The sequence below is a fragment of the Nonomuraea sp. NPDC049378 genome, assembly GCF_055586745.1.
Genome location: NZ_JBVJHP010000002.1, coordinates 385,674 through 410,337 on the forward strand (window position 1 = coordinate 385,674; position 24,664 = coordinate 410,337).

At 71.7% G+C, this 24,664-nt stretch carries 25 protein-coding genes; 15 read left to right on the forward strand and 10 right to left on the reverse strand.

The window, feature by feature from the left end; all coding sequences use genetic code 11:
* Positions 1-16: 16 nt before the first annotated feature.
* The 4 genes from ACZ6SA_RS06720 to ACZ6SA_RS06735 are packed head-to-tail and all read right to left on the reverse strand — an operon-like array spanning position 17 to position 4,661.
* Positions 17-1,222 carry a cytochrome P450 gene (locus ACZ6SA_RS06720; RefSeq protein ID WP_347648442.1) on the reverse strand — a complete coding sequence of 402 codons (1,206 nt, stop codon included), beginning with the start codon at positions 1,220-1,222 and terminating at the stop codon, positions 17-19.
* 16 nt (positions 1,223-1,238) lie between these two features.
* Entirely contained in the window at positions 1,239-2,891 is a 1,653-nt protein-coding gene (gene phnE / locus ACZ6SA_RS06725; protein ID WP_465826960.1) for a phosphonate ABC transporter, permease protein PhnE, read from the reverse strand.
* On the reverse strand, positions 2,891-3,676 hold the full coding sequence (locus tag ACZ6SA_RS06730; RefSeq protein WP_347648440.1) for a phosphonate ABC transporter ATP-binding protein: 786 nt from the start codon (positions 3,674-3,676) through the stop codon (positions 2,891-2,893). The genes phnE and ACZ6SA_RS06730 overlap by 1 nt, the downstream gene beginning before the upstream one ends.
* Positions 3,669-4,661, reverse strand: a complete 993-nt coding sequence (locus ACZ6SA_RS06735) for a phosphate/phosphite/phosphonate ABC transporter substrate-binding protein (protein ID WP_465826961.1) — start codon at positions 4,659-4,661, stop codon at positions 3,669-3,671. Before ACZ6SA_RS06735 ends, ACZ6SA_RS06730 begins: the two co-directional genes overlap by 8 nt.
* A 216-nt stretch (positions 4,662-4,877) precedes the next feature.
* Between ACZ6SA_RS06735 and ACZ6SA_RS06740 the strand changes: the two genes are divergently transcribed.
* From ACZ6SA_RS06740 to ACZ6SA_RS06785, 10 genes are all read left to right on the forward strand, one after another.
* The gene (locus ACZ6SA_RS06740) at positions 4,878-6,245 is read left to right on the forward strand and encodes an alpha/beta fold hydrolase (protein ID WP_465826963.1); all 1,368 of its coding nucleotides are present in this window, start codon (positions 4,878-4,880) and stop codon (positions 6,243-6,245) included.
* A gap of 146 nt (positions 6,246-6,391) precedes the next feature.
* A complete protein-coding gene (locus ACZ6SA_RS06745) occupies positions 6,392-7,438 on the forward strand; it encodes a PaaX family transcriptional regulator (protein ID WP_347648437.1) in 1,047 nt (348 codons plus the stop codon).
* 81 nt (positions 7,439-7,519) lie between these two features.
* Positions 7,520-8,443 (forward strand): PaaX family transcriptional regulator, encoded by a 924-nt coding sequence (locus ACZ6SA_RS06750; protein ID WP_465826964.1) that lies wholly within the window; start codon positions 7,520-7,522, stop codon positions 8,441-8,443.
* Between the two features lie 110 nt (positions 8,444-8,553).
* Positions 8,554-9,447 carry a transporter substrate-binding domain-containing protein gene (locus ACZ6SA_RS06755; protein ID WP_347648435.1) on the forward strand — a complete coding sequence of 298 codons (894 nt, stop codon included), beginning with the start codon at positions 8,554-8,556 and terminating at the stop codon, positions 9,445-9,447.
* Positions 9,444-10,289 (forward strand): amino acid ABC transporter permease, encoded by an 846-nt coding sequence (locus tag ACZ6SA_RS06760; protein ID WP_347648434.1) that lies wholly within the window; start codon positions 9,444-9,446, stop codon positions 10,287-10,289. Before ACZ6SA_RS06755 ends, ACZ6SA_RS06760 begins: the two co-directional genes overlap by 4 nt.
* The gene (locus tag ACZ6SA_RS06765; protein ID WP_347648433.1) at positions 10,286-11,101 is read left to right on the forward strand and encodes an amino acid ABC transporter ATP-binding protein; all 816 of its coding nucleotides are present in this window, start codon (positions 10,286-10,288) and stop codon (positions 11,099-11,101) included. The genes ACZ6SA_RS06760 and ACZ6SA_RS06765 overlap by 4 nt, the downstream gene beginning before the upstream one ends.
* A complete protein-coding gene (locus tag ACZ6SA_RS06770; protein ID WP_465826966.1) occupies positions 11,098-12,219 on the forward strand; it encodes a CapA family protein in 1,122 nt (373 codons plus the stop codon). The genes ACZ6SA_RS06765 and ACZ6SA_RS06770 overlap by 4 nt, the downstream gene beginning before the upstream one ends.
* Complete coding sequence (locus ACZ6SA_RS06775; protein ID WP_465826967.1) at positions 12,212-13,450, forward strand: CaiB/BaiF CoA transferase family protein; 1,239 nt, start codon at positions 12,212-12,214, stop codon at positions 13,448-13,450. The genes ACZ6SA_RS06770 and ACZ6SA_RS06775 overlap by 8 nt, the downstream gene beginning before the upstream one ends.
* Position 13,451: 1 nt before the next feature.
* A complete protein-coding gene (locus tag ACZ6SA_RS06780; protein WP_465826969.1) occupies positions 13,452-14,549 on the forward strand; it encodes a 2-hydroxyacyl-CoA dehydratase in 1,098 nt (365 codons plus the stop codon).
* Positions 14,537-15,808 (forward strand): 2-hydroxyacyl-CoA dehydratase, encoded by a 1,272-nt coding sequence (locus ACZ6SA_RS06785; RefSeq protein ID WP_465826970.1) that lies wholly within the window; start codon positions 14,537-14,539, stop codon positions 15,806-15,808. Before ACZ6SA_RS06780 ends, ACZ6SA_RS06785 begins: the two co-directional genes overlap by 13 nt.
* A gap of 19 nt (positions 15,809-15,827) precedes the next feature.
* Here the strand turns inward: ACZ6SA_RS06785 and ACZ6SA_RS06790 are convergent, their stop codons facing one another.
* Positions 15,828-16,697: a PaaX family transcriptional regulator gene (locus tag ACZ6SA_RS06790; protein ID WP_465826971.1), complete on the reverse strand. Its 870-nt coding sequence runs from the start codon at positions 16,695-16,697 to the stop codon at positions 15,828-15,830.
* Between the two features lie 104 nt (positions 16,698-16,801).
* Here ACZ6SA_RS06790 and ACZ6SA_RS06795 point away from each other — a divergent pair, with 104 nt between their 5' ends.
* Genes ACZ6SA_RS06795 through ACZ6SA_RS06805 form a run of 3 tightly spaced genes read left to right on the forward strand, consistent with a single transcriptional unit; the run spans position 16,802 to position 19,084 of the window.
* Entirely contained in the window at positions 16,802-17,728 is a 927-nt protein-coding gene (locus ACZ6SA_RS06795) for an SDR family oxidoreductase (RefSeq protein ID WP_465826973.1), read from the forward strand.
* A gap of 10 nt (positions 17,729-17,738) precedes the next feature.
* Positions 17,739-18,629 carry an amidohydrolase family protein gene (locus ACZ6SA_RS06800; RefSeq protein ID WP_465827101.1) on the forward strand — a complete coding sequence of 297 codons (891 nt, stop codon included), beginning with the start codon at positions 17,739-17,741 and terminating at the stop codon, positions 18,627-18,629.
* Positions 18,626-19,084, forward strand: coding sequence for a MaoC family dehydratase (locus ACZ6SA_RS06805; protein WP_347648425.1), 459 nt, complete (start codon positions 18,626-18,628; stop codon positions 19,082-19,084). The genes ACZ6SA_RS06800 and ACZ6SA_RS06805 overlap by 4 nt, the downstream gene beginning before the upstream one ends.
* 33 nt (positions 19,085-19,117) lie before the next feature.
* On the opposite strand, the gene nuoH is transcribed toward ACZ6SA_RS06805, so the two are convergent.
* From nuoH to ACZ6SA_RS06830, 5 genes are all read right to left on the reverse strand, one after another.
* Positions 19,118-20,059, reverse strand: a complete 942-nt coding sequence (nuoH, locus tag ACZ6SA_RS06810) for an NADH-quinone oxidoreductase subunit NuoH (RefSeq protein ID WP_347648424.1) — start codon at positions 20,057-20,059, stop codon at positions 19,118-19,120.
* A complete protein-coding gene (locus tag ACZ6SA_RS06815) occupies positions 20,052-20,594 on the reverse strand; it encodes an NADH-quinone oxidoreductase subunit C (RefSeq protein WP_347648423.1) in 543 nt (180 codons plus the stop codon). Before ACZ6SA_RS06815 ends, nuoH begins: the two co-directional genes overlap by 8 nt.
* Positions 20,591-21,124, reverse strand: a complete 534-nt coding sequence (locus ACZ6SA_RS06820; RefSeq protein WP_443155639.1) for an NADH-quinone oxidoreductase subunit B — start codon at positions 21,122-21,124, stop codon at positions 20,591-20,593. Before ACZ6SA_RS06820 ends, ACZ6SA_RS06815 begins: the two co-directional genes overlap by 4 nt.
* Before the next feature lie 87 nt (positions 21,125-21,211).
* Entirely contained in the window at positions 21,212-22,444 is a 1,233-nt protein-coding gene (locus tag ACZ6SA_RS06825) for a M48 family metallopeptidase (RefSeq protein WP_465826975.1), read from the reverse strand.
* 30 nt (positions 22,445-22,474) lie between these two features.
* Positions 22,475-22,846, reverse strand: a complete 372-nt coding sequence (locus ACZ6SA_RS06830) for an NADH-quinone oxidoreductase subunit A (RefSeq protein WP_347648421.1) — start codon at positions 22,844-22,846, stop codon at positions 22,475-22,477.
* A 109-nt stretch (positions 22,847-22,955) separates the two neighbouring features.
* On the opposite strand from ACZ6SA_RS06830, the gene ACZ6SA_RS06835 reads away from it, so the two are divergent.
* Complete coding sequence (locus ACZ6SA_RS06835) at positions 22,956-24,434, forward strand: polysaccharide deacetylase family protein (RefSeq protein WP_465826977.1); 1,479 nt, start codon at positions 22,956-22,958, stop codon at positions 24,432-24,434.
* A gap of 32 nt (positions 24,435-24,466) precedes the next feature.
* Positions 24,467-24,556: a putative leader peptide gene (locus tag ACZ6SA_RS06840; protein WP_352322479.1), complete on the forward strand. Its 90-nt coding sequence runs from the start codon at positions 24,467-24,469 to the stop codon at positions 24,554-24,556.
* The last annotated feature ends 108 nt before the right edge of the window (positions 24,557-24,664 follow it).

Here is a 24,664-nt window from a genome sequence, read left to right on the forward strand (position 1 = left end):
GGCCCGGGAGACGGGCTCAGCCGCGGGGGACCAGGCGGAGCGGCGCCGATCTCGGCCCGAACTCCAGCCAGTTGAACATCTCCACCTCGCCGTCCGGTTCGACGCGGGTGGTGCCGGCGAGCAGCTCGCCCAGCGCGGCCGTCATCTCCAGCCGGGCCATCGCCGCGCCGGGGCAGCGGTGCGCGCCCCGGCCGAACGCGAGGTGCCGGTTGGGCCGCCGCTCGAGGTCGAGCCGGTCGGCGTCGTCGAACACCGCCTCGTCCCGGTTCGCCGAGGGAAAGATCATCGCGATGGCCTCGCCGGCGCGCACCGTGCGGCCGCCGAGTTCGACGTCCCGTGTGGCGGTGCGGGCGAAGACCCGGTAGGGGGCGTACAGCCTCAGGAGTTCCTCGATCGTCGCCGGCAGCAGCCCAGGGTCGGCGCGCAGCCGGTCCTGGAGGTCAGGGTCGCGGGACAGGTGGACGGCCGCGCTGCCCAGCACGGCGTGCGGCGCCCCGATGCCGGCCACGACGGTCTGCCGTACGGTGGCCACCACCAGGTCGTCCGGGATCGGCCGCTCCGGGTCGCCGGACGCCCGCAGCAGGCTGCTCACCAGGTCCTCGTCCGGGGCGCGGGGGTCGGCCCGGCGGTTGTCGACGATGGCCCGGGCGATGGCGTACAACTCGTCACTGGCCGCCATGACTCGGGCCCGGTCCATCTCCTGGATGGCGAAGCTGTACTCGACGCCGATCCGGCGGATCTCCAGCACCTGGTCGACCGGCAGGCCGAGGAAGATCGCGAAGCACTGCGCCGCATACGGCAGCGCGAACTCCTGGGAGTAGTCGCCGCCGCCGCGGGCCAGCAGCGGCTCCAGCAGTTCGCGTGCCGCCTGCGCGAAGGCCGGTTCGAGACGCCGTACCACGCTGCGGCGCAGCACCCGGTCCATGGGGGCGCGGTAGATCTCGTGCTCGGGCGGATCGAAGTGCAGCGGCGGCCGGCGCTGGGCGCGCGGCACGTGCGGGACGACGTTCTGCACCGCGGTGCTGAACGTCTGGCTGTCCCTGGCCACCCGCACCACCTCCGCGTAGCGGGTGGCGGCCCAGAAGCCGCCGAAGGCGTCGCTCCACGGCACCGGGCAGCGCCGCCGCAGCTCGGCGTAGGTCTCGTGGGAGCTGTCGAAGGTCTCCGGTGCGGTGGGGTCCCAGTCGGAGGCGCGTCCGAGGCCGTCGCCGGTGGTCGTCATGGTGAATTCCCTTCGTTCACAGCAGGTGCCTGCGCGCGATCCGGGCGAGCGTCTCGATGGCGTACACGACGACGGCGATCGCGATGACGATCGCGGCGGTGGTGTCGTACCTCAGCGTGGCGATCGACTCCTGCATGAGGTAGCCGACGCCGCCCGCGCCGGCGATGCCGAGCACGATCGACTCGCGCAGCGCCAGGTCGGCCACGAACAGGCCGTTGCCGGTGAAGGACGGCACGAACTGTGGCCAGGTCCCGGCGGCGAAGGACTGCCACCGGCGGGCGCCGACCGAGGTCAGCGCCTCGTGCGGCAGCGGGTCGAGCTGTTCCAGCGAGTCGGCGAAGAACTTGGCCGCCAGCGCGGTGCAGGAGATCCACAGGGCCAGGAAGCCGGCGAACGGGCCGAGCCCCAGCGCGGCCACGAACAGCAGCGCGTACACCAGGTCGGGGATGCCCCGGACCACCACCAGCAGCACCCGGACCACCACGGACAGCGGCCGCCAAGGGGTGGTGTTGACGGCGGTGAGCAGGGCCAGCACCAGCCCGCACGCGGCGCCCACCGCGGCGGCGCCCAGTGCCATGAGCAGGCTTTCCAGCACCGCCATGACCAGGTCGCCGGAGAACGCGGGCGGCCACATGCCGGTGAGGACGCCGCGCAGGTTCGTCCAGGCGCCGGACAGCCGGCCCAGGTCGGGTTGCAGGGACCACAGTGACACGAGGAAGACCGCCCCGGTGGCGACCGTGCCGGCCACCCGCAGCACCCGGCCTCGGTCCCAGCCGACGTCGTGCGGGGCACGCCCGGCAGGCAGCGCGGCGGGGCCCGTCGAGCCCGCGGCGGACCGGCCGGCTCTGGCGCGGCGGCGGACCGCCACCGACAGCAGCTCCAGCAGCAGCACCAGGGCGACGATCACGCAGATGATGCCCGCCGCCCGGTGGTAATTGAGGCTGCCCAGCGCGGTCTGCAACGCCACGCCGATGCCGCCGGCCCCGACGACGCCGAGCACGGCCGACGTCCGGATGTTGATGTCCAGGCGGTACAGCACGATGGCGGTCAGCGCGGGGAAGACGCGGGGCAGGACGGTGGAGACGGCCACCTGCGCCTCGCCGGCCCCGCACGCGCGGGCGGCCTCGGCGGGGACGGGGTCGGTCTCCTCGACGGCGTCGGCCAGCAGCTTGGCGATCATGCCCACCGAGTGCACGGCCACGGCGAGCGCGCCGGCCAGCGGACCCAGGCCGAAGATCCGTACGAACAGGATCGCGAAGGCCAGCGTCGGCACGGCCCGGGTCAGCACGACGGTCACCCGCGCGACCGGGCGCAGCCAGCGGGGCCCGCGGTGGGTGCGCGCGGCGGTGAAGGCCAGCGGCACCGAGGCCAGCACCGCCAGGCCGGTGCCCGCCACGGCGATGAGCAGCGTCTCCATGATCATCCAGGCGACGTCGCCGGCGCCGGACAGGGCGGGCGGCCACATCCGGCGCAGCAGCCGCGCGGTGTCGTCGAGACCGGCGGCCAGCGTGGCCGGGGACAGGCCGATCCACCAGAACGTCAGCCAGGTCACGGCCACGGCCGCGACGAGCAGCCCTGCCGCGACCAGGGCGCGGGCGCTCCACGGCGGCCGCAGCGGGCCCGGGTCCGGCGCGACGGGGGCGTGCGTGGCGGGGGTGGTGCTGGTCATCAGCCTGGCCCCCAGGAAGCCGCAGGGCCGTAGATCTCCCGCAGCCGCTCGGCGGTGAGGCCGGCGGCGGGCTCGTCCAGCACCAGCCGGCCGCCGCGCAGCGCCACGACCCGGTCGGCGGTGGAGAGCGCGTACTCGACCTGGTGCAGGCTGCACACGACGGAGATGCCGTCCTCGGCGCTGATCCGTTTGAGGATCTCCAGCACCAGCACGCTCGCCGCCGGGTCCAGCGAGGCGACCGGCTCGTCGGCGAGGATCAGCTCGGGGCTCTGCAGCAGGGTCCGGGCCACCGCGACCCGCTGCTGCTGCCCGCCGGAGAGCGTGTCACAGCGCTGGAACCGCAGGTCGGCCAGCCCGACCCGGTCCAGATGTTCCACGGCGCTGACCCGCAGCGCGCGGGGGTAGCTCATCACCCCGTACCTGGGCAGTTTCAGCGTGGCGAGCGCGCCCATCAGCACGTTCTCCAGCGCGGACAGCCGCCCGACGAGGCCGAACTGCTGGAAGACGAAGCCGACCCTGGCGCGCAGGGCGCGCAGCCGGCTGCGGGAGCAGGCGGCCGGGTCCTCGCCCAGGGTGCGCACGGTGCCGCTGTCCGGCAGGTGCATGCCGTTGACCAGCCGCAGCAGCGTGGACTTGCCGGCTCCTGAAGGGCCGACCAGGGCGACGAACTGGCTCCGCGGGACGTCCAGCGAGACGTCGTCGAGCACGGTGACGCCGTGGAAGCCCTTGCCGACCTCCGACAGCCGTAGCACGGGGTCGCCGATCGCGGCGGGTTCCTCAGCCACCGGACGTGCAGACCTCGGCCTTGGTGATCTCGCAGATGCGCGCGATCGGCTGGTAGGTGGCGTCGGTGGCCTTGACGAACGTCCAGGCGGTGGAGGTGCCGAGGGTGCAGGCCGTGGCGTCGGCGTGCCGGCCCCAGTTCTTCGGCCCCTTGATCTCGTTGCCCTTGCACAGCCCGGCGGAGGCCGCGCCGGTGGCGGTCAGGCCGGTCACCGTCTTGGAGATCTTGTCGCGGACGTCCTGCGGAAGCCACGTGCCGACCACGATCGGCGGCCCGGGGATGAGCGGCGAGGTCCACACCTTGGTGACCTGCCCCGGCTTGAGCTGGCCGCGGGCGGGCAGCAACTGGTCGATGAAGACGTCGCCGACGAAGGCGATGTCGCAGTCGCCGGCCAGCAGCGAGGCGACCGCCGTGTCGTGCCCGTGGGTGAACAGGGTCTTGACGTCGTTGTCCACATCGACGCCGGCCTCCCGCAGCGAGGCGAGGGGCTGGAGATAGCCGGTCGTGGAGCCCGGGTCGGTGAAGCAGACGTCCTTGCCGGCGACGTCCTTGAGCGAGGCGATGCTCTTGTCGTCACCGCGGGTCACCCCGTAGGCGTGCGCGCCGGGGTCGCCGTCCGGGACGGCCAGCGGGACGGCGACGGGCTCGACGTCGGCGCGGCTGCGGGCCAGGTAGTAGCTGAAGGCTCCGTAGACGGCGACGTCCACCCGCTTGGCGACCTGGGCCTCGACGACGGCGGCGTTGCTGGTGACGGCCTGGAACCGCACCGGTACGCCGAGGTCCTTCCGCAGCGCGGAGACGATCGGGGCGAACGACGCTTCGAGGTTGTCGCTCTGCTCCGACGGGATGGCGGCGAAGACCAGTTCGCCGGGCCGGCCACCGTCTGCGGATGCGCTGCGGGTGCTTCCTGGACCGGCACCACAGGCGGGCAGGAGTGCGATCGCGGCACCCGCCGCGATGACGCCCAGAGCTGACTTTCGGAACATCGAGGCTCCTCACATGCAGGTGGTCGGGCCAAAGTAAGCAGGTCCACGAGCATTGTCAACGGTTCTGTGACGACCGTAGGATTACTGTCGAACATTATGAGCGGCTAAATCTTGACGACCGTCCATCTAACTGTTGCCTAGTTTCGTCGCTGCAGCTTCCCACCCATGGAGGCGGACATCAATCCCCGTTCAGTGATGAATCGGGCGACCCTTGCCGTGACGGTGCTCACGGCCACGGCCTTCGCCCTCCCACCGGCCGCCGGCCTGCCCCACGCCTCGGCGACGACCGGCCGGGCCAGTCCCATCAGCGTCACGGGCGTCCACCCGAGCGGCGCCACCTACGCGATCGAGGTCCCGCGCGGCTGGAACGGCACCGTGCTGGCGTTCAGTCCCGGCTACGGCCAGGGAGCCGGCCCGCAGCACCTGCCGGCCGACCTCGGCGGTGACACCGCCGCGCGGCGCCGGCTGCTGGCCCACGGCTACGCCCTGGCCGGCACCCGGCCCTACGGGGACGGCTGGGCCGTCGAGGAGACCCTGCGGGATTCCGCGGCCACGCTCGCCACGTTCGCCGAGGTGGCAGGGACACCCGCGGTCACCCTGGCCTGGGGGGCTTCGATGGGTGGCGCCATCGCGGCCGGCCTGGCCGAACGCCGGCCCGACCTGATCGACGGCGCGCTGCCTTATTGCGCCTCGGTCGCCGGGCCGGTGGCGATGCTCAACCAGTCGTTCGACGCGGCCTTCGCGTTCAAGACGTTGCTCGCCCCCGGCGACGACGCGGTCAAGCTCGTCCGGCTGGCCTCGGCGGAGGAGGAGGCGCGGAGCACCGCGGCCGCCCGCGCCGTCCTGGGCGCCGCCCAGCAGACTCCGGCCGGCCGGGCCCGCATCGCCCTGGCCGCGTCCTTCGCCCAGGTCTCCACCTGGTCGGTCCCCGGCACCCCGGAGCCGGCGGCGCGCGACTGGGCCGCGCAGCAGGCCCAGCAGTACGCGGCGTTCATGGCGACCGTCTTCTCTCCCCGCCATCCGCTGGAACAGCGGGCGGGCGGGAACTTCTCCTGGAACACGGGCGTGGACTACCGCCGGGCACTACGGCAGTCGGGGCGCATGGAACAGGTGCGGGCCCTCTACGGCAGCGCGGGGCTGGACCTCGACGCCGACCTCGCGGCCCTGGGCGCGGCGCCGCGTGTCTCCGCCGACCCCGGCGCCGTCACCTACATGGAGGACAACTTCACCCCACGCGGCGCGCTGGGCGTCCCTGTCCTGACGGTGCACGAGCGCAGCGACAACTACCCCACCGTCACCCAGGCCCGCGCCTACTCCGACGTGGTGCGGCGCGCCGGAAACGGGGAGATGTTGCGCCAGGCGTTCGTCGACCGGCCGGGCCACTGCCGCTACACCGGAGCCGAGTTCGTCGCCGCGGTGCGGACCCTGCGGAGCCGGGTCGTCACCGGCCGCTGGACGGGCGTCAACGCTCATCAGCTCAACCGGCTCGCCGCACGCCTGGCCGCCGAGGACCCGGCCCTGGGCGGCGCGGAGTTCGTCCGCTACTCCCCCGGCCGTTTCCTGCGCCCTCACGTGCCACGCTGAAGGAGGCGTCTCAGGCGATCGTCGCCTCCCGGACCGACCACGCCGGGATGCCCGGACGCCGTAAAATTCACCCAGGTCGAGCCCGGTCAGCCCGTCCGTGATCGGGCGTGGCCTGCTGGGCCCCTCACCGGCTGAGGAGTCTGACGATGGACCGACGCCAGGTGGCCGCGTCGCCGGAGCCCGGCTCCCTGCCAAGGGCTCGGCAAGGGGCCGAGCCACAGCGGCTGCTGACCACGCTGCTGGGCGACTACTGGTTCTGGCGGCAGGAGCACATCCCGTCGGCGGCGCTGGTGCGGCTGCTGGAGGAGTTCGGCATCACCGCGGCCAGCGCCCGCGCCGCCCTGCGGCGGCTCACCTCGCGAGGGCTGCTGACCAGCTCCCGCAACGGTCGCACCACCGCGTACGGCCTGCCGCCCCGGGCCAACGACGTGATCGTGGCGCACATGCGCCGGCTGCTGACCTTCGGCGCCGCCACCCCGCGCTGGGACGGGAAGTGGACGGTCGTCACGTTCTCGGTGCCCGAGGACCAGCGGGACACCCGCCGCGCGCTGCGCGACGGGCTGCGTCTCCTGCATTTCGGCATGATCTTCGACGCGGTGTGGGTGTCCCCGCACGACATGACGGACGACGTCGTCGAGCTCGCGCGAAGGCTGGGCGTGCGCGGGGCGGTGGTGTTCCGGGCCCGCAAGGTCGCCGACGACGACCTGGACCCGGTGCCGGCCCGCGCCTTCGACGTCACCGCGCTGCGCGAACGTTACCTGCGCTTCATCCGCACCCACCGGCCGGTCGCCGAGCGGCTGGCGATGTCCGTCCCGTGCCCTGCGGAAGCGCTGCGGCTACGGACCGCGATCATGACCGACTGGCGGGTGTTCCCCACGCTCGACCCCGACCTTCCCGCCGAGCTGCTTCCCGCCGGCTGGCCGCGCGACGAGGCCAGGCGGCTGTGCGTGCAGATCTACGACTCGCTCGGAGAGCCGGCGGAGCAGCGCTTCCGCGAGATCCTCGCCGGATTCGACCCCGAGCTGGCCGGGCTGGCAGCGCACCACACCTTCACGCAGGTGTCCGGCCTGGAGTCGCCGGTGGCCCACCGTCACACGAGCTTCGACGCGACGACCGACCGCGACCGCCTGGACCTCCTCGCCGGTGGCGACCTGGCCGGCGCGTGGCGGGCGGAGGGCGGCGAGGCCCGCTGACGCCCCGCATCGAGAGCCACCATGGAAGCATGACATTCCCATAACGAGCGCACGTCCAAGCGTTGCCAATATACTCTCGCTGTGAATGATAGCGAGCTGTCCGAGGCAGGGAACGTCGACTTTCCGCGCTTCCAGGTCGGCGCACCCCCGCAGCACCTGATCACGACGCTGCTCGGTGACTACTGGATCAGCCGGCCCGAGCAGCTGCCGTCCGCGGCCCTGGTGCGGCTGGCCGAGGAGTTCGGGGTCTCCGCCGTGGCGGCCAGGGCCGCGCTCAGCCGCCTGACCAGACGGGATCTGCTGGAGTCGTCCAAGTCCGGGCGGCGCACCTACTACCGGCTGACCGACCGGGCCGCCGCGGTGATGCTGGAGGGCAGGCAGCGGATCATGTCCTTCGGCCTGGAGCAGGGCGCCTGGGACGGCAGATGGGTGATGGCGGCCTTCTCCATCTCCGAGGAACAGCGCGACCTGCGCCACGCGCTGCGCGCGAGGTTGCGCTGGCTCGGCTTCGCCCCGCTCTACGACGGGCTGTGGGTCTCGCCGCGGGCGAACACCGACAGCGCGGCGGCGGTGCTCACCGAGCTGGAGATCCCGATGGCGACGGTCTTCCGCGCCGAGGCCCTGGACCTGACGGGCATGCGCGCCCCGCAGGAGGCGTGGGACTTCGATCAGCTCCGGCGCACCTACGAGGAGTTCGTGGCCCGGTACGCGCCCCTCCTGGAACGCGTCCGCAAGGGCGCGGTCGGCGCGTCCGAGGCGCTGGTGGCGCGTTCGGGGATCATGGACACCTGGCGGACGTTCCCCAACCACGATCCCGACCTGCCGGCGGAGCTGCTGCCCGCCGACTGGCCGCGCGCCGCGGCCAGGGACCTCTTCGTGGAGATCTACGACACCCTCGGGCCGCTCGCCGAGTTCCGCGTCAAGCAGATCGTCGCGGAGTTCGAGCCCGGACTGGCCGAACTGGTCGCCCACCACCGGACCGGTTCCATCCTCGCGCCCACCTGATCGCTCCCCCGCACAACCGGCTCTTGACAGGCGTGCACCCTTAGGTGTGACACTTACCCCAACGACCGCACAACTAACTGCAGCCTTAGTCCGGTCGCGGGAGGACCACCATGAGACTGCCCAGGACCGTTCTCGCGAGTGCGGCGGTATTGACTCTCGCCGGTGCCGCAGCATGCGGCGGAGGCGGCGGTGAGACGCAGCGGCCGGCCGGCGCGACGGCGCTGTACGACGCCCTACCCGATGCCGTCAAGGAGACGGGCGTCATCCGATTTGCCGGAGACTCCCACCCGCCCTACCGGATCGTCGCCAACGACGGCAAGACCGTCACGGGCATCGACAAGGATCTGCAGGACGCCCTCGGCAAGGCGCTGGGGGTCCGCACCGAGATCTCGATCGTCAGCGGCCTGCCCGCGGCGCTCTCCGGCATGCTCGCCTCCAGGTACGACGCCTTCAACGGGCCGGTCAAGGACACCGCCGAGCGCGAGAAGCAGTTCGACGCGATCGTCTGGATGGTCACCCGGACCTCCTATCTGATCCCCAAGGCCGGGTCCTCGGCCATCAAGAGCTCGGGTGACCTGTGCGGCAAGCGGGTCGCCGGCACCGCCGGCAGCATTGTGGAGGACCAGGCCAAGCGCCTGACCGAATGGTGCGCCAAGCAGGGCAAGCCGCAGATCGACTTCATCGGCTTCGCCGACACGAACGGCACCATCCTCGCCGCCACGTCCGGCCGCGCCGACGCCGCGGGCATGACCGAGAGCGCGGCCCTCGACGTGATGGTGAAGCAGAAGGACGCCTTCACGTACGTCACGCAGACCGACGAGCAGGGCGCCGGCGTCGACCAGCTGGCGATGCTCGTGCCCAAGTCCAGCGGTCTCGGCCCGGTCATGCTCGACGCGTTCAAGGAGATCTTCGAGAACGGCGAGTACAAGAAGATCATGGACAGGTACGGGCTCCAGAAGGTGGCGGTGGAAGAGCCCCGGATGAACACAGCGGCGGCGCAGTGAGCTCGGCGCCGCAGGTCGTGGACGTCGCCTCGGCCCGTCCCCGCATCCGCCCCCTGCGCTGGGTGGTCGGAGCCGTGCTCCTCGTGCTCGTCGCGCAGTTCGCCTGGTTCCTCGTCACCAACCCGCGGTTCGAATGGCCGGTGGTCGGCACCTACCTGTTCGACCCGAACATCCTGCGCGGTCTCGGCATGTCGCTGCTGCTCACCGTCATCGGGATGGCGCTGGGCAGCGTGCTCGGGGTGCTTCTCGCGTCGGGCAGGCTGAGCGGCTTCAGGCCGGTGGCCTGGGCCTGCGGCGTCTACGTCGCGGTCTTCCGCGGCATACCACCCCTGGTCCAGCTGATCTTCTGGTTCAACCTCGGTTACCTCCTGCCGCGGATCTCGCTGGGCGTGCCGTTCGGCCCGACCTTCGTCTCGTGGCCGACCAACTCCGTGATCAGCTCGCTGACCGCCGCCGTCATCGGGCTCACCCTGCACGAGGCCGCGTACATGGCCGAGATCGTCAGGGCCGGCATCCTGGCCGTGGACGGCGGGCAGCGTGACGCGGCCCGCGCGATGGGCTTCACATCCCGGCAGAGCTTCGTCAAGGTCGTGCTTCCGCAGGCGATGCGGGTGATCGTCCCGCCCACCGGCAGCCAGTTCATCAGCCTGCTCAAGGGCACCTCCCTGGTCAGCGTGATCGCGATGGCCGACCTGCTGTACTCGGTGCAGGTGATCTACAACAGGACCTACGAGATCGTGCCGCTGCTGATCGTCGCCTGCGCCTGGTACCTGGCGGTGGTCACCGTGCTGTCGCTCGGCCAGCGGCGCCTGGAGCAGCACTTCGGAAGGGGGCAGCGGTGACACCGGTCCTGCGCGTCCATGACGTGCGCAAGCGGTTCGGCGACCACCTGGCGCTCGACGGGGTGAACCTGGACGTGCACGAGGGCGAGGTCGTCACCGTCATCGGCCCGTCCGGGTCGGGCAAGTCCACCCTGGTCCGCTGCGTCCACCAGCTGGAGAACATCGACGGCGGGGCCATGTACCTCGACGGGGAACTGCTCGGCCACGAGATGCACAGGGGCCACCTGCGTCCCCTGCCGGACCGCCGCGTGGCCGCCCAGCGCGGCCGCATGGGCATGGTCTTCCAGCAGTTCAACCTGTTCGCGCACTGGAGCGTGCTGCGCAACGTCGTCGAGGCCCAGGTGGCGGTCCACGGCCGCGCCCCCGAGGAGGCGCGCGAGGAGGCGCTGCGGCTGCTGGAGCGGGTGGGGCTCGCCGGCAAGGCGGACGCCCACCCCCGGATGCTCTCCGGCGGCCAGCAGCAGCGCGTCGCCATCGCCAGGGCCCTGGCCACGCACCCGAGGATCATGCTCTTCGACGAGCCCACCAGCGCTCTCGATCCCGAGCTGGTGGACGAGGTGCTGAGCGTCGTGCTCGATCTGGCCCGCGGCGGCATGACCATGATCATCGTGACGCACGAGATGAGCTTCGCCCGCGAGGTGGCCGATCGCTGCGTCTTCATGGAGGAGGGCCGGGTGGTCGAGACCGGCACTCCCGAGGAGATCTTCGACAATCCCGCCTCGCCCCGTCTGCGAGCCTTCCTGTCGCGCTTCTCCGGGCGCGCGGCCCCAACCCCTGACGAACGCGCGCTCGAGGAGGAGACCACCTCTTGACTTGCACGGTAATGGCCGTCGGCGACCTCGTCGTCGACGAGCCCGACCCCGCGTCCTTCTTCGCCCCGGCACGGGAGACGCTGGGCCGGGGCGATGTGGTGATCGGCCACATCGAGGTGCCCCACAGCACATCCACCGCCCAGGTCAGCACCGACGTACCCGCGCCGCCCGCCGATCCCGCCGCGCTCTCCGCGGTCGCCGAGGCCGGATTCCACGTGGTGACGCTCGCGGGCAACCATGTCTACGACGTCGGCGACCAGGGAGTGGCCGACACCATCAGGTACGCGACCGAGGCCGGGCTGGCCACCGCGGGCGCCGGCATGACCCTCGGCCAGGCCCGCCGTCCCGCGGTCGTGGAGCGCGGCGGGCTGCGGATCGGCGTGCTGAGCTACAACTGCGTCGGCCCGCGCGAGTCCTGGGCGACCAGCCGCAAGCCGGGCTGCGCATACGTCAAGGTGCTGACCCACTACGAGCTCGACCACGCCAGCCCCGGCGGGCCGCCCGCCGTCTACACCTTCGCCGACCCCGCGTGCCTGGAGCGGCTGGCGGCCGACGTGGCGGCCCTGGCCGCCGAGGCCGACGTCGTGCTGGTGTCGCTGCACAAGGGCGTCGGGCACACACCCGCCGTGCTGGCGATGTACGAGCGGCCCGTCGCCCGTGCCGCCGTCGACGCCGGAGCGCACGCCGTGTTCGCCCACCACGCCCACATCATGCGAGGCGTCGAGATGTACCGCGGCAGGCCGATCTACCACGGGCTGGGCAACTTCGTGACCGTCACCCACGCGTTGACGCCCGCGACAGGCGACGAAGGCGAGCGGGCCGCGTGGGCGCGCCGCAGAGTCGAGCTGTACGGCTTCGCCCCGGACCCGGACATGCCGTACTACCCCTTTCATCCCGAGAGCCGGAACACCGCGATCGCGCTCTGCCGCTTCGACCGGAACGGCCTGGTCTCGGCCGGTCTCGTGCCCTGCTGGATCGACGGCGCCGGCCGGCCGGTGCCGCTCGGCGACGACGAGGAGGGACGGCGGGTCGTGGCGTACATCGAGCGCATCACGCGGCAGGCGGGTCTGGAGACGGAGTTCCGCTGGGAGGGGGACGAGGTGGTGCTGCGTGGCTGAACGCCCGCTGGCCGGCCGTACGGTGATCGATCTGACCACCGCGCTGTCCGGGCCGTACGCGACCCTGCTGCTGGCCGGGCTCGGCGCCCGTGTGATCAAGGTGGAGAATCCGCTGACCGGCGGCGACAGCTCCCGCAACAACGCCCCCTATCTCGGCGCCGACGGGCTGGCACTGACCCGCGGCGGGGACGACGACATGTCCGTGTCGATGCTCCTGCGGGGCCGTAACAAGCAGAGCGTCACGCTGAACCTGAAGCACCCCCGCGCCCGCGACGTCCTGGCCGGTCTGGTCCGGGTGTCGGACATCATGATCGACAATTACAGCGCCGGCGTCACGGCGCGGCTCGGCATCGGCCACGACTGGGCGAGCACGATCAACCCGCGGATCGTGTGCACGTCGATCAGCGGGTTCGGCGCGCAGGGCGGTCCCGGCTCGGGCAAGGCGATGGACACCATCATCCAGGCGCTCAGCGGCGTGATGATGACCGCGGGCGCCCCCGGCGAGCCGCCTGTCCGCTTCGGCCTGCCGGTGGGCGACCTGGTCGCGCCGCTGTACGCGGTGATCGGCACGCTCGCCGCGGTCCTGCGGGCCGACGCGACCGGCCAGGGCCAGCACGTGGACGTGTCCATGCTCGGGGCGCTCACCTCGCTGGTCGCGTGCGAGCCCTTCGACGCCTACGAGAAGCTGGGCCTGCCCATGCGCACGGGGACGACCGTGCCCAGGCTGGCGCCGTTCGGCACGTTTCCCACAGCGGACGGCTGGTTCGCGCTGTGCGGCCCGACCGACGCCTTCGCCCGCGGCCTGTTCGCGGCGATGGGGCGCGACGACCTGGCCGCGGACCCGCGGTTCGCCTCCCGGGACGCGCGCGTGGCCAACTCCGGGGAGCTGCACGAGCTGGTGGGCTCGTGGGCGGCGGACCGGCCGCTCGCCGTGGTCCTCGACCTGCTCACCCGGCATGGCGTGCCCGCAGCCGAGGTGCGGGAGCCCGGCGACGGCGTGCGCGACCCGCTGGTGCTGGAGCGCGAGGAGGTCGTGCCGCTGGAGCATCCCCGCCACGGCCGCCAGGCGGACCTGTACGGGACCGGCGTGCCGATCCGCTTCTCCGACTCGGAGGCGGCGCTCGACCGGCCGGCGCCCGGCCTCGGCGAGCACAACGCCGAGATCTACGGCGGGTTGCTCGGCTACTCCGGCGCCGAGCTGAAGGAGCTGGCCGAGGAAGGGGTGATCTGACGTGCGCACGGCCCTGGCCGCGCTGGAGGAGGCGTACGCCCGGCACGGCGCGCCTCCTGCCGCCTCGAACGGCCGGACCGGCGGCCGGACCGCGGTCGTCGGCTACGTCGGGGCGGACATGCCGGTCGAGCTGCTGACCGCCGCGGGAGTCCGCGCGTTCCGTCTCACGGGCGACCCGGGGTCCGGGTCCGCGCTCGGAGACCGATACCTGGGCCGCGGGGTGGACCCGGTGGCCCGCTCGGTGCTCGCCCGGCTGCTCGCCGGCTCCTTCGGCGAGCTGGATCGCATCGTGGTCTCGCGCGACTGCGAGGCGTCCCTGCGGCTGTTCTACGCGCTGCGCGAGCTGTGCCGCGTGGAGCCGGGCTCGGGGCTGCCCGAGGCGTACCTGGTGGACATCCTGCACCTGCCGCACCGCACGACCGCCCGGTACAACCGGCGCAGGATCGGCGAGTTCGCCGCCAGGCTCGAGGCCTGGACCGGCCGCCCTCTCGACCTGGCCGGGGCGGTGGCGGCGCACGACGTGCGGCGCCGGCTGCTGGCCGCCGCCGCCGAGCTGCGCAGGGCCGTGCCCGCCCGCCTCACGGGGAGGCAGTTCCTCGCGGTGGCCAATGCGGTCCTGCCCGTGGACGAGCACGTCGCACTGCTGGAACGGCTGCTGGTCGAGGCGGATCAGCTCCCGGAGCACGCGGGGCGGCGCGTCTTCCTGAGCGGCAGCGACCACGACACGCCGCACGTGTACGAGGCCATCGAGTCCGAGGGCCTGGTGATCGTCGGTGAGGACCACTCCTTCGGCGGCCCTTTCGTGAACGAGCCGGTCGGCGCGGGCGGCCTCGACGCGCTGGCCGAGCGCTACCACCACGGCGGCCCGACCGCCCACAGGGGCACGGCGGGCGAGCGGGCCGCGCGCGCGGCGGCGGCCGTACGGCACTGCGGGGCCGAGCTCTTCGTCGCCTATTGCAGGGCCGGAGACGAGGCCCCGGCCTGGGACTTCCCCGCGCAGCGCGCGGCGCTGGACATCCCCGCCGTGCTGCTGGAGCACCAGGACTACGGGCGTGCCGATCTGGCCGCCCTGCGGAAGGAACATCCATGCCCAACGTGAGATCGCGCAGTGTGAAATCCCTCGACACGGCGGCCGAGGCGGGCAGGCACCAGCGCGAATGGTTCGCCGACCTGCGCGGGCGGGTCGCCGCCGGCGAGCCGTTCGCCCTGCTGAACGCGGACGTCCCGCACGAGATCTTCCGCACGATGGACATCCCGTACGCGGTCAGCCAATGGTGGGCTTCTCTGGTGACCGCCAAGCAGCGGTCGGGGCACTACCTGGAGCTGGTGCGGCAGCGCGGCTACCCCGACTACTCCGAGCAGTACAACGCGGTCACCCTCGGCTCCGCGTTCGACCCGGAGCCGGAGGCGGGCCCGTGGGGCGGCCTGCCCGGGCCGGACATCGTCGTCGGCGACGCTTCCGGCGACGTCACCCGCAAGATCTTCGACATCTGGGGGCAGGAGCCGGGGGTCACCTTCTACCCCCTGGAGAGCGCCGCCGAGAACGAGGTCCCCGTCAACTGGTGGGAGCTCATGCCGCACCGGTGGGAAGAGGCCGTCGGCCCGGCCAGGCTGGATCTGCTCACCGCGGAGCTGGAGAACCTCGTCAGGTTCCTGGAGACCACCACCGGCAGGCGGTTCGACGAGTCCCGCTTCCGCGAGGTGATGGCCCTGGCCAACGAGCAGGGGGAGTGGAACAGGAAGACGCGTGCCCTCGTCGCCCGCGCCCGGCCCGCGCCGCTCGGCGTCGTCGACAGCATCCCCAGCGTCATGCTCCCGCAGTGGCACCGCGGCACCGAGTGGGCCAGGGACCTCGCCAGGCGCTTCTACGAGGAGGTGCGCGACCGGGTCGACGCGGGCGTGGGCGCGTGCCAGGAGGAGCGGGCCAGGCTGATGTGGATCGGCCGCGGCCTCTGGTACGACATGGGCTTCTACCAGCGCTTCCAGGAGGAGTACGGGGCGGTGTTCGTCTGGTCGATGTACCTCGCCGTCGCCGCCGACGGTTATATCCGTTACGGCGACGACCCCATGAGGGCGCTGGCGGCGCGCTTCGCCGCCTTCAGCGACCAGCTCTACACCCCGCCGTGGTCGAGCGAGTGGTACGTGAAGGAGGCCCGCTCGCACGGCATCGACGGCGTGGTCCATCTGGTCTCCGACGACCCCCGGGGCAGCTACTTCACCGCCAGGGCACTGGAGGCGGCCGGGTTTCCCGTGCTCGAGATCCATGCCGACAACGTCGACGCCCGCACCTTCGACGACGACATGGTCGAACGCGTCGGTCGGTGGCTGGAGGACGTCGTCATGGCCCGACCCGGGTAGAGCTCCCCGCCGGGCGGGGTCAGGGTGGGTCCTGCCGTACGCCGGACGTGTCGAGGATCGCCGACGCCACTTCCCGCGCGGGTGGTTCGTAGACGCGGGCGAGCGTGTGGAAGACCTGCTCGGCCCGGATCGCCGGCCAGTCCCGCGGCAGGTGTTCGGCGGGCAGGTGCGGGTCCTGCCGGATGAGCTGGAGCCAGTCGGTGTGCAGGAGAAGCTGGCGGGCGAGGTCGTCGGCCGCGGCCGGCACCGGATGCCGGGTGTCCCAGCGGCGGAGGAAGGCCCGGTAGCGGCCGGCGATCTGCTCGGTGTCGAAGGCCTTGCGGACGAGGTCGGCCGACTCGGTGGGCTTGAGCGCCCGGGCCTGCAGCACGGTGACGTGGTCGTCCACCCGCAGATCGCCCGACTCGAGGGAGGTGAGGACATCGCCGGTGTCCTTGGTGCCGGGGGCGATCCACAGCCCGCTCTGCAGCAGGCCGAACCCGGCCCAGACGAGCTGGGAGCGCAGGTCGTGCCTGGTGGTGCGCAGGCTGTCGGGGAGAGAGAACCCGACGAGGGTCCAGGTGCCGTCCCATGCGCGGTTGACCGCGCCGGTCTCCCAGACGCGGCGGCGCCCGTCCTCCAGCACCTGTTCGGCCCGTTCGGTGAGCCCGATGTACGTCTTGCGCCCGCGGCGGTGCCGGGCCAGCAGGTTTCGCTTCACCATGCGGGCCAGCGTCGACCGGACCGCCTCCTCGGAGACGCCCAGGCGGGAGAACACCTCGATGAGGCTGCCCGAGTAGACGGCAAGGTCGCGGCCCAGCACGTAGATCCCCAGAAAGCTGAACAGCAGCGACTGCGGCCGCGGGGCCGATGCCGGCTGCCCGTCGTCGTCCCCGTCGGTGCGCGTCACAACACGAGAGTAGGCCGACCTCAGGACGTTAGGCAAATCTTTGACGTTCGTCACAATACCGACATATATTCGCCTCATCCGCCTCACACCTCAGGGGGAATGCAATGGATCTGTCCGGCAAAGTCGCCGTTGTCACAGGTGCGGGCCGCGGGCTCGGCCGCGCATACGCCGAGGCGCTGGCCACAGCCGGAGCGGCGGTGATCGTCAACGACGTGGACGCCGCGGCGGCGGCGCAGGCCGTCGCCGCCATCACCGGGAGCGGCGGCCGCGCGCTGAGCGTCGAGGCCCCCGTCGGCTCAGCCGAGGTGGCCGACCGGCTGGTCGCCACAGCGGTCAAGGAGTTCGGCCGGCTTGACGTGATGGTCACCAACGCGGGGATCCTGCGCGACCGGGTCCTGTGGAAGATGTCGGACGACGACTTCGACGCGGTGATCGACGTGCACCTGCGCGGCACGTTCACCTGCGCGCGGGCCGCGGCGGTCCAGATGCGCGAGCAGGGCACCGGCGGCCGGCTGATCCTCATCTCCTCGCCGGCGGGCCAGCGCGGGAACTTCGGCCAGACCAACTACGCGGCGGCCAAGGCCGGCATCGTGGCGATGGCCAGAACCTGGGCGATGGAGCTGGCCAGGGCGAAGATCACGGTGAACGCGGTCGTGCCGGTGGCCGCGACCGGGATGACCAAGACCATTCCCGTGTTCGCGCCGATCATCGAGGAATCCGAGCGGACCGGCCGGCCGTTGCCCGGCTGGCTGCGCAAGGACGAGGGCCTGGGCACGGTCGAGGACGTGGCGGGGCTCGTCGTGTTCCTCGCTTCCGACGCCTCCGCGGAGGTGACCGGCCAGGCGATCGGCGTCGGCGGCGACCGCCTCGCCCTGTGGTCCCACCCCGGCGAGAAGGCCGTCGCCCTCGCCGACGGAGGGTGGACGGCCGAGGCGATCGCCGCCTCCTGGCACTCGGGTGTCGGCGCCGAGCCGGAGACGTACGGGGTCCCCGCGCCCAAGGTCCCCGCCTCGGACGGGCAGGAGGCCTGACATGGCGGCCATGAACGTCGCCGAGCTGGTCGCGGTCGACGTGCACACCCACGCGGAGATCTCCAAGGACGGGCACGGCTCGCTCAGCCCGGAGCTGTTCGGCGCCTCGGAGGACTACTTCAAGGCCCACGGGCACCGGAAGCCGGCCATCCCCGAGATGGCCGCGTACTACCGGGAGCGGAAGATGGCCGCGGTGGTGTTCACCGTGGACGCCGAGCACGCCACCGGGCACCCGCGCATCTCGAACGAGGAGGTCGCGGAGAGCTGCGCCGAGCACGCCGACGTGCTGATCCCGTTCGCCAGCGTCGACCCCTGGAAGGGCAGGGCGGGCGCGCGAGAGGCGCGGCGGCTGGTCGAGGAGCACGGAGTGCGCGGGTTCAAGTTCCACCCGAGCATCCAGGGCATCGCCCCCAACGACCCCGTGGCGTACCCGTTGTACGAGGCGATCGAGGAGCTGGGTGTCCCGGCGTTGTTCCACACCGGGCAGACCGGCATCGGCGCGGGTGTCCCCGGCGGGGGCGGCATCCGGCTCAAATACGGCAATCCCATGCTGGTGGACGACGTGGCCGTGGACTTCCCCGAGCTGCGGATCATCCTGGCCCATCCGTCGTTCCCCTGGCAGGACGAGGCGCTGGCGGTGGCCACCCACAAGCCGTACGTCCACATCGACCTGTCGGGCTGGTCGCCGAAATACTTCCCGCCGCAGCTCGTGAGGTACGCCAACACGCTGCTCAAGGACAAGGTGCTCTTCGGGTCCGACTACCCCGTGATCACCCCGGACCGCTGGCTGGCCGACTTCGACAAGCTCGAGATCAAGCCCGAGGTCCGCCCGAGGATTCTGAAGGACAACGCCGTACGCCTGCTCGGGCTCGGCACCCAGGAGAGGACGACGGACGCATGACCACCACGGCGTACGGGCTCGACGAGATCAGGGCGCTGGCCGGCGAGAGTCTCGGCCACAGCGGCTGGCTGGAGATCGCCCAGGACCGGGTGAACACCTTCGCCGACGCCACCGACGACCACCAGTGGATCCACGTCGACCCCGGCAGGGCCGCGGGCGGGCCGTTCGGCGGCGCGATCGCCCACGGCTACCTGACGCTGTCCCTGGTCATCCCGCTGTTCAACGAGGTGCTCGACATCCAGGGCGTTAAGATGAGCATCAACTACGGCCTGGACAAGGTCCGCTTCCCCAGCCCGGTCAAGGTGGGCGCCCGGGTCCGCCTGGCCGCCACCGTCGCCTCGGTCGAGGACGTGCCCGGCGACGGCGTGCAGATGCACCTCGACTTCACCGTCGAGATCGAAGGGGCGGACAAGCCGGCCTGCGTCGCCCGCGCCATCTACCGCCACTACGCCTGACGTCGTCACGCGCGGAGGACCGGGCTGTGCCCGTCAGACGATGACCTTGACGACCCCGGTGAGCGCCAGTTGCACGAGCGCCAGCGGGACCAGCCCGGCCCAGGCGAGCTTCTGCAACTGGTCCTCGCGCAGCCGCGGATAGGTCACCCGCAGCCAGATCACCACGAACGCCAGCGCGAACACCTTGACCAGGGTCCACAACCAGCCGGGCAGGAACGGCCCGTGCCAGCCGCCCAGGAACAGGACGGTGGTCAGGAACGACAGGACCACGATCCCGACATATTCCGAGAGCATGAACAGCGCGAAGCGCATGCCGGTGTACTCCGTCATCGGGCCCATGATGATCTCGGACTCGGCGATCGGCATGTCGAACGGCGGGCGCCGCAGCTCCGCGAGCCCGGCCACGAAGAAGACGACGCCGCCGATGGCCTGCCACGGCAACCACCACCACTGCCACGCCTCGACGATGCCGGGGATCGACAGCGTGCCCGCGGCCATCGCCACCGACGAGGCCGCCAGCACGAGCGGCAGCTCGTACGCCATGAGCTGGGCCGCCGAGCGCATGCCGCCGAGCACGGAGTATTTGTTGGCCGAGGCCCACCCTGCCATGATCGCGCCCAGCACGCCCACGCCCATGACGGCGAGCACGAAGAAGAGGCCGAGGTCGAGGTCGACGGCCACGAGGCCGCGGTCGAGGGGGATGGCGATCAGCACGAGGAGGTAGGGCACGAGCGCCACACCAGGGGCGATCATGAAGATGCGGCGGTCGGCCGCGGCCGGGACGACGTCCTCCTTCTGCGCGAACTTCACCCCGTCGGCGATGAGCTGCGCCCAGCCGTGGAAGCCGCCCGCGTACATGGGCCCCAGCCGCGACTGCATGTGCGCCATGACCTTGTGCTCGGTCTGGCCCACGATCAGCGGCAGCACCAGGAACACGAGGAGGATGACGGCGAAGCTCAGCACCACGTCAAGCATCGGGCGGCCCCCAGTCGGCTGGAACTCCTGGCGGAAGCGTCTTGCGGCGGCTCGGGGCGCCGTGCCCCGACTCGCCGGGTTCCTTGGCGCCGGGCCATGCCTTGGCCACGCGGGCGGCCAGGACGAAGTCCTTGCGCAGCGGATGGCCTTCGAAGCCGTCAGGCAGCAGCAGCGGCACCAGGTAGGGGTGACCGTCGAAGATCACCCCGAACATCTCGTACGTCTCGCGCTCGTGCCAGTTGGCGCCCCTGTAGACGTCGACGGCGCTGGGCAGGTGAGGGTCGGCGCGCGGGACCCGGGTGCGCAGCAGCAGGCGGGTGCGGGCGTCGGGGTTGCAGACGTGGGCCACGATCTGGAACGTGTCCGGCGGGTCGTCGACGCCGGTCAGCCAGTCGAAGAAGGTGTGGCCGAGCTCGTCGCGGACGAACGTCAGCAACTCGATCCAGCCGTCGGGGGCGACGTCGACGGTGACGTCGCCGTACGACTCGGTGATCTCCGCGCGCTCGCCGAACCGTTCGGCGATCCGGGCGGTCACGCCTGCTCCGACGAGTGGGCGCGGGACCAGACGTAGCGGTCGCTGAGCTTCTCCCCGGCGATCTTCTCCTGGAGTTTGGTGATGCCGTAGAGGAGCGCCTCCGGCCTGGGCGGGCAGCCGGGGACGTAGATGTCCACGGGGATGATCTGGTCGACGCCGTTGGTCACGCAGTAGGAGTCCCAGTAGGGGCCTCCGCTGTTGGAGCAGGCGCCGAACGAGATCACGTATTTCGGGTCGGGCATCTGCTCGTAGAGGCGCTTGACGGCGGGGGCCATCTTGTCGGTGACCGTGCCGGAGACGATCATGAGGTCGGCCTGCCTGGGACCGTTGGCGAACGGGATGACGCCGAAGCGGATGAAGTCGTGGCGGCTCGCCGACGTCGCGATGAACTCGATGGCGCAGCAGGCAAGGCCGAAGTTGAACACCCACAGCGAATAGCGCCTGCCCCAGTTGAGCACGAAGCGCATGGGTTTGGGGGCCAACCTGGAGATCGGCCCCACTGTGGGCATCGGGAGGTCCGTTGCTGCCATGTGCCCATTCTTACGCGCATCAGGGGGAACGCAAAGGAATCTTCCCTGGCGTGAACAGCCGTTGCGCTCCCGATGACCACCGCGCGGTCAGCGGTAGCGGGCTGATTGCGCGTTCTCCCTGATGGCCCGCGCCACGCGGCTCGCCGCCGCGTCGAGCTCGGCGCCGTCCGCCCCGCGCGCCGCGTCCCCGGCCGCCACCCGTGCCTCCTGGTAGGGCAGCGTCGCGACCCACTCCATCCGCAGGTACGTCGGCGGGTGCGTGTTGTCCACCCGCAGCTCCTCCAGGCGGGCGGCGCGGCGGCGGCGCTCCAGCTCCGAGTCGGGCACCGCGTCAGCGGACGTGCGCAGGGCCGTCCACAATCGTTCGGGTTTCACCGTGAGCGCGCTCGTCTCCAGGAACCAGAGGGCGGAGGCCGCCCTGGTGACCGTCGCGTCCAGGAGCGAGGCCGTCGCCGGCACGCCCGCGACCCGCGCCGCCATCGCGTCGGCCCGGTATTCGGCACGTTGTGACGCGCGGTGCAGCAGCAGTTCCATCGCGGCGATGAGCCCGCGTACGGGGAGTCCGAGCAGGGCCAGCAGGGATTCGGCGAGCCAGCGGGAGAGGCCGTCCCCCGGCTCCCAGCCGAATGTCGTCAGTTCGCGCAGCACCGTGAGCGAGTGCAGCGCGCTGCCGACGACGAGCCCGTGCCGGTCGTCGCCGTTGCTCGCATGGGCCATCTCGTGGGCGAGGAGCGCGACGCGTTCCTGCGGGGTCAGGATCGCCCACAGCGGGTAGCCGATCTCGACCAGGCGCCGGCGCCGCCAGCCGTAGGTGCTGAAGGACGCGTTCACCTCGCCGCTGACGGCGACCAGGTCGGTCCGGGGCGCCTTGATCTCCGTGCCGATGCGGTCGAGCAGGGCGTACAGGTCGGGCGCGTCCTCGCGGGTGAGGGGCTGCGCGCCGCCGGGGAAGGGGGCGGGGCGGGGGCGCAGCAGCCAGGCGAGGTCGAGGGCCACCAGGGCGGGGAGCACGGCGAAGAGGCTGCCGCGGGTCAGCAGGTAGCCGGCGAGGAGGAGGAGAGCGGGGGTGAGGAGGTGGGTCAGGCAGGCGAGGGCGTAGCCGGCGACGCGGGCCGTGCCCGCCGGGAGTCCGCCGGGTTCCTTCTCCGAGCGGAGGACGTCCTCGTGGAGGCCGCGGACGAGCCTGGCTGATAATCGGGCCGGCCGCGCGTGCTCCCGCCTTCCGCCGTCGCGTACGACGTTCCAGTCGCACGACGGGCACCACGAGGGGAAGGACGGCTCGGTCTTGAGCGGCTGGTCGCACTGAGGGCAGACGGACACGGCATACATGGCACACAACGTGCCACACCCTCACGTCCAGGTGAGTACGCGCTTGCGCCAGGCGTAGACGATGCCGAGGGCGATGAACCCGAGGAACACGAACATCTCGACGAGCGTGGTCAGCCCGTAGCCGGGGGCGTCGAAGACGGTCGCCCAGGGGAACAGGAAGACGGCGTCCACCGCGAACACCACGTAGAGGTACGTGAAGACGTAGTAGCGGACCTGGGACTGCGCCCAGCCCTCGCCCACCGGGTCGACCCCGCACTCGTACGTGGTCAGCTTGTCGGGCGTGGGCCTGGACGGGCGGAGCAGGCGGTTGGCGAGCAGGGCGCCGGCCACGATGGCGACGCCGATGGCGAGCAGCGCGGCGACGAGCACGTACGACCCGAAATAGCCGTCCATGACGGGATGGTAACCCAGGGGAGACGCAAACCGGGAGATGGTCAAAAGTCAGGACCTGATCATCCCAAGTCAGGGTAAATCGGAAGATCGCCCCCATACCCTGACATGCATGCGCAAAAAGCGATTCTCTTCAGGAATCGCTCTGCTGGCCCTCTCGGTGTCCGGTTGCGGCGTGGCCGCCACCGCACCCGGCAGGGACATCGTGGTCCCGGCAGAGCCGACGTCGATCGACTTTGTCGACCCCACGACCGTGGTCGGGTTGTCCACCAGAACGCTTACCGGCGGCGACTCCGCCGACGGCACATACGCGTACATCACCTACCCCGAGCTGGACGAGGCCCCCGCCCTCAACCGGACGCTGCACGAGCGGGCACGGGCGCAACTGCGCGCCTTCCGCGAGCGCGCGAGGACGAGGGCGGCCGGCACCCGGTCCGAGCTGAACGTGAACTGGCAGCTCGCCGCCGCCTCCCCCGGGGCGATCGCCGTGCGGATGCGCACCGGCGAGAAGCTGAAGGCGGGCTGGCACCACTCCACGCGGACGTACTGGTTCGACCCGCACGACGGCAGGGCGGTCCGCTCCTCCGGGCTGCTCGCGGGCGCGGACGCGCTGCGCAGGCTGGGCGTGCTGGTCAAGCGGCGCCTGATCCACGAGCGCGGGTCGCAGATCGTGGCGGGCGGGATCATCGCGGACGCCGACCGGTTCGACTCGATGGCCTTCAACCGCGACGGGGACCTGGTGGTCGAGTTCGACGACTGCCAGGCCGGGCCGTGCCGGCTGGGCCGGGTGGCGGCGGCCGTGCCGGCTGACGACGTCACGCCGCTGCTGTCCGGCCTGGGGGCGCGGGCGCAGGACGGCGTCAGGGCGGCGGCGCGGAGGGCCGCGGAGGACCTGAACGGCCCTCCGCCCACGGACCACCCCGCGAACAACACCGAGGCCGTCAGGAACCTGGCCGTGACCACCGACTGCGCCGAGACCAAGTGCGTGGCCCTGACGTTCGACGACGGTCCCGGTCCCTACACCGGCGCGCTGCTCGACCGGCTCCAGGACGGCCGGGCGCGGGCGACGTTCTTCCCGCTCGGCGCGAACGCCGCCGCCGACCCCGGTCTGGTGTTGCGGATGAGCGCCGAGGGTCACCTGGTCGGGAACCACGGCTGGACGCACAGGAACCTTGCCGACCTGACCACCAGCAAGATCGCCGACTCGCTGAGGGAGGCCGGGAACGCGATCTCCGTCGCGACCGGGCGCACGCCGACGCTCGTGCGACCGCCGTACGGGGCCGTGGGCCCGGAGTTGCGCGCCGTCGCGGCCGAGCAGGGCATGTCACTGGTCACCTGGGACGTCGACACCCACGACCACGAGGGCGGGAAATCTGCCGACATCGTCGAACGAGCGGTGCGCGAGGCGCATCCAGGTGCGATCATTCTCATGCACGACATCCATCGGGAAACCGTCGATGCCGTTCCGGACATCCTCGAAAGGTTGCGCGGGAAGGGTTACAGCTTTGTCACCGTTCCCGAGTTGTACGGCACTGCGGGGATGCAGGCCGGACGCATGTACACGTCTGGGAGCGAGCAGCCCCAGACATAGTGCGCGTGTAGGGGGACGTATAGTTGGCGCACGTGACCCGAACCGTCCTGTTCGCCCGCCTGCATGTGGACCTCTGCAGGCTCGCGTCCGGGCTGTGTCGTCGTTCTCCCGCCTCACCCTGACCCCGGCCGCGTTACCCGCTTTCGCGGCCCGCAAACGCGTGACCTTCCGAGGATCTAGCATGGAAACAGAGAACGCGCCTACATCAACCGCGCCTTGGCGCGTCGAGG